The organism is Streptomyces huiliensis (assembly GCF_020037025.1).
GTDB classification, from domain to species: Bacteria; Actinomycetota; Actinomycetes; order Streptomycetales; family Streptomycetaceae; genus Streptomyces; species Streptomyces huiliensis.
The window spans coordinates 1-3,493 of the sequence record NZ_JAIQLH010000324.1 but is presented as its reverse complement, the minus strand read 5'-3'; the positions used below and the strand labels follow the sequence as shown (position 1 = coordinate 3,493).

Annotated in this window: 1 protein-coding gene and 1 pseudogene; both read left to right on the top strand. The window is 69.3% G+C overall.

Annotation, left to right across the window (positions count from 1 at the left end; genetic code table 11):
• Positions 1 to 561 precede the first annotated feature (561 nt).
• Positions 562 to 3,159, top strand: a complete 2,598-nt coding sequence (locus JNW98_RS32375) for a DEAD/DEAH box helicase (protein WP_223771876.1) — start codon at positions 562 to 564, stop codon at positions 3,157 to 3,159.
• Between the two features lie 29 nt (positions 3,160 to 3,188).
• Positions 3,189 to 3,493: pseudogene (locus JNW98_RS32370) on the top strand (DNA-binding protein); the annotation flags it as partial.

Genomic DNA, 3,493 nt, shown 5'->3' with positions numbered 1-3,493 from the left:
GGTCTGCTCCGCAGACACGACGCGCCGTCGCTACGCGACGGAAAGACGGCACCGCACTCCGTGCGGTATTCCGGGACTTCGTCCCGGGAATCCGGGCCACTCCGTGGCCCGGGAGGCCAACTCCGTTGGCCTCGGGCTCGGATCGCTCCGCGATCCGGCCAGACGGAACACGCTCCGCGCGTTCCTTGGGCTGGCTAGAGGGGAGAGGGGGTGCCTCGGGTGCGGGGGATTCAGTGGACCGGTGGCGGGCTGCCGTTGGGGCGGGGTGCGGCCGCAAAGTGTCACTGACGCTCACCGCGAGGGCTTCGGACGGCAGAAACGAACAGGCCCGAACACTTCCAGTAAGCTGAATGCGTCATCTTGCACGGCCCGCTACCTTATGGAGAGATGAGCCACCACCGCCGCAGGTTCTGGAAACCTAGATGGGATATCGAGCACGGCCAGAAGGGTCCTTCTTAAAGAGGGAAGAAACCCAAATCGCCCGACCCGCTGCTTTCCAGTGCAACTGGATTCTAACAGGCCGATACACCGTCAGATGCGTGCGAGGAAAGGGAATTTTACATGCCGGGGAAAGAACTGTTTCCGCATCAGGTGGAGGCGGTCGATGCCGTCCTTCGCGCTCTGCAGACACCTGCCAGCGGGCACATGCCGGCCGAGGGATTGCGGACCCAGGTCATCGCCGCGACCGGCTCGGGCAAGACACTAATCGCCGCCGAGGCCGCCCGGAAACTGGGGGCGCAGCGGGTGCTGGTCCTGGTGCCGACTCTGGACCTGCTGACGCAGACTGCGGCCGCCTGGCGGGAAGGCGGCCGTACGGGGGCGATGGTCGGGGTCTGCCGGCTACCGGCCGAGGACTCCGACGGCGTGCCCTGCACGACGGATCCCGCCGAGCTCGTGGCGTGGCTGCGGGGGCTGGACCAGGTGACGGTGTTCGCCACCTACGCCGCCGTGGGCCGCGGCGTTCTCCAGCGCGCCCACGCCCAGGGCTTGGGCGTGTGGGACCTGATGGTCGTGGACGAAGCGCACCGCACCAGCGGGGACGCGGGCAAGCCGTGGGCGGCCGTGCACGACCAGGCCAAGATCCCGGCGGCCCGCCGGCTCTACATGACCGCCACGGCCCGGATCTGGGAAGCCTCCGGGGCCGGTCGTGACGGAGCGCCGGGGCTGATCGCGAGCATGGACCCGGATTCCCCTGTGTTTGGTCCTGTGGCATTCAAGCTGGGGTTGTCCGAGGCCATCAGCCGCGGCTTGGTCGCCCCCTATCAAGTCGTGTGCGTGGACATTGCCGATCCTGAGCTGCATGTTGCGCGCCTGGAGGGGGGCCTCGGGTCGGACGCGGTGCGCGGCGCCAGGCTCGCCGCCCTGCAGACCGGGGTGTTGACAGCAGCGGTGCAGGAGCGGCTGCGCAAGGTACTGGCGTTCCATAGCAAGATCAGCGAGGCCGAGGCTATGGCCGAAGGCTTCGTCGGGACCACGTGGAAAGCGTGGGAGGAAGACCCGGACCGATTCCCGCGGCCGGACCGCGTGTGGGCGGACTGGCTCTACGGCGAGCACCCGCCCCGCCACCGTCGGGCGGTGCTGGAGGAGTTCGCCTCCGACGTCCTTGAGGGCGGGCCCGGCGACGAGCCCCAGCCGGCTGCGCTGCGCGTGCTCAGCTCCGTCCGTGTACTCGGGGAAGGGGTCGACACAGCAAATTGCGATTCCGTCGCCTTTTGCGACGCACGAGGGTCAATGATTGACATTGTGCAAATGGTCGGACGCGCACTCCGTATTCGTCCGGGAGAAGGGAAAATCGCGTCACTGATCGTTCCGGTATTCCTCGCTCCCGGAGAGAAACCAAGCGATCTCCTGACGTCGGACGGGTACGCGACCCTCGCGAAGGTGCTCGGGGCGCTGCGCGCGCACGACACCGATACGATCGAGGCTCTCGCCGACCCCAGGCGGCGCAGCGGCAATTATCCGACCCGGCGGGCGCGTGAGGGCGCCGGGGCACGTGAAGCTGGCGGCGGCGAAGCCGGGTTCGAGGACCAGGCGGGCGAAGATGCCGAGGAGGCCGTCGAGGGGCCGGCCGCTCAGCTGGTCGCTGGTGGGGTGGGCCCGAGTAGGCCGGCGCGGGAACTGCTGAAGTTCTCCACCCCCAGGGACCCGGTGGCCCTCGCGCAGTTCATCCGGCTGCGGGTGATCAACCCCGAGACCACGTTCTGGCGGCGCGGCATCGAGGCCGCCACCCGTTGGAAGACCGAAACCGGGGCGCAGCAGCTGCGCGTGCCCTACGGGTACACCACCCCAGCCGACTGGAAGCCTGCGGGGTTCCCGCTCGGGACGTGGCTGGTTGACCAGCGGAAGTTCGCCAAGGCTGGCAACCTGGACAGGACGCGGGTGGAGGAGCTGGACCGGCTGGGGATGGTCTGGTCGCACCAGGACGTCGCGTTCGAGGAAGGACTCGCCGCCGCCCGCGCGTGGGCGGCTGTCCACGGACACTTTCTCCCGCCCGCCACGGCTGTCTGGGAGGGGTATCCGGTCGGGACCTGGGCGAAGAACCTGCGCACCGCTGCCAGGCTCGCGGATGCCCTTGCGGAGCGCCGGGAGGCCGGCCTTCCTCCCGGGTCCAGTACCAAGGTCCTGACCGAAGCGCGGCGGGAGGCGCTGGAGGAGATCGACCCGGGCTGGTGCCCGGCCTGGGATGCGGGGTGGCAGCGCTGCTTCCGCCTCGCCCAGACCCACATCGAAGGCGGCGGAGCTGTACCGACAGCGGCGGGCGAGATCGTGGTGCAGGGTGAAGACCTCGGCCGCTGGGTGACAGCCTGTCGCCTCGGCTGGGACAAGCTCCTGCCCGTCCAGCAATGGCTCCTCGAGAACGTCCTCGGCCTGGAGCCGGCCGAAGAGCACGAGCGGCCGGTGAAGCAGACGCAGGACACCAAATGGGCTCTCAACCTCGCCGCGGCGCAGCAGTTCCACGCCCGCGAAGGCCACCTACGCGTCCCCCGCAAGCACGTAGAACGCCTGGAACCAGATCACGGTCCGCGAGGAGCCCGGCCAGGCGCTGAACGCGCCGTAGAGGTCAAGCTCGGCACCTGGCTCGATAACACCCGCCGCCGCGCCAGCAAACTCAGCGCCGAGCGCCGGGCCGAACTCGATGCTTTGGGGATGCGCTGGTGATGGCAGGTGGGGTCTTCCGCGTTTCTCCCGTGGCTGGGGAGACGACGCTCTCGTTCCTGTCCCGGATCGCGGTCCGCTACGGGATGGACAGCAAGGCCGTTCTTTCCCACTGGCAGTGGCACAACCACCCGCCACGGCACGACAGCGGGGCACTGCGTGCGGACGCGGAGGTGCTGCTGGATACGGCAGGCCGGCGGGTGCTGACGGAACTGTGCGGAGCCGGGGAGGAGACGCTGAAGCGGGCACTGCCGTCCTGGGGACGGGAAGACGCCAAGCTCGCGGGCCGGGAAGGCGGCGCAGCGCGGGGTGTGTGGCGGGTGGGGGGTGCGGTGGT

Bases quoted from the DNA above. Each gene is read 5' to 3' on its own strand.
- JNW98_RS32375 (WP_223771876.1), top strand. From the start codon at position 562: ATGCCGGGGAAAGAACTGTTTCCGCATCAGGTGGAGGCGGTCGATGCC.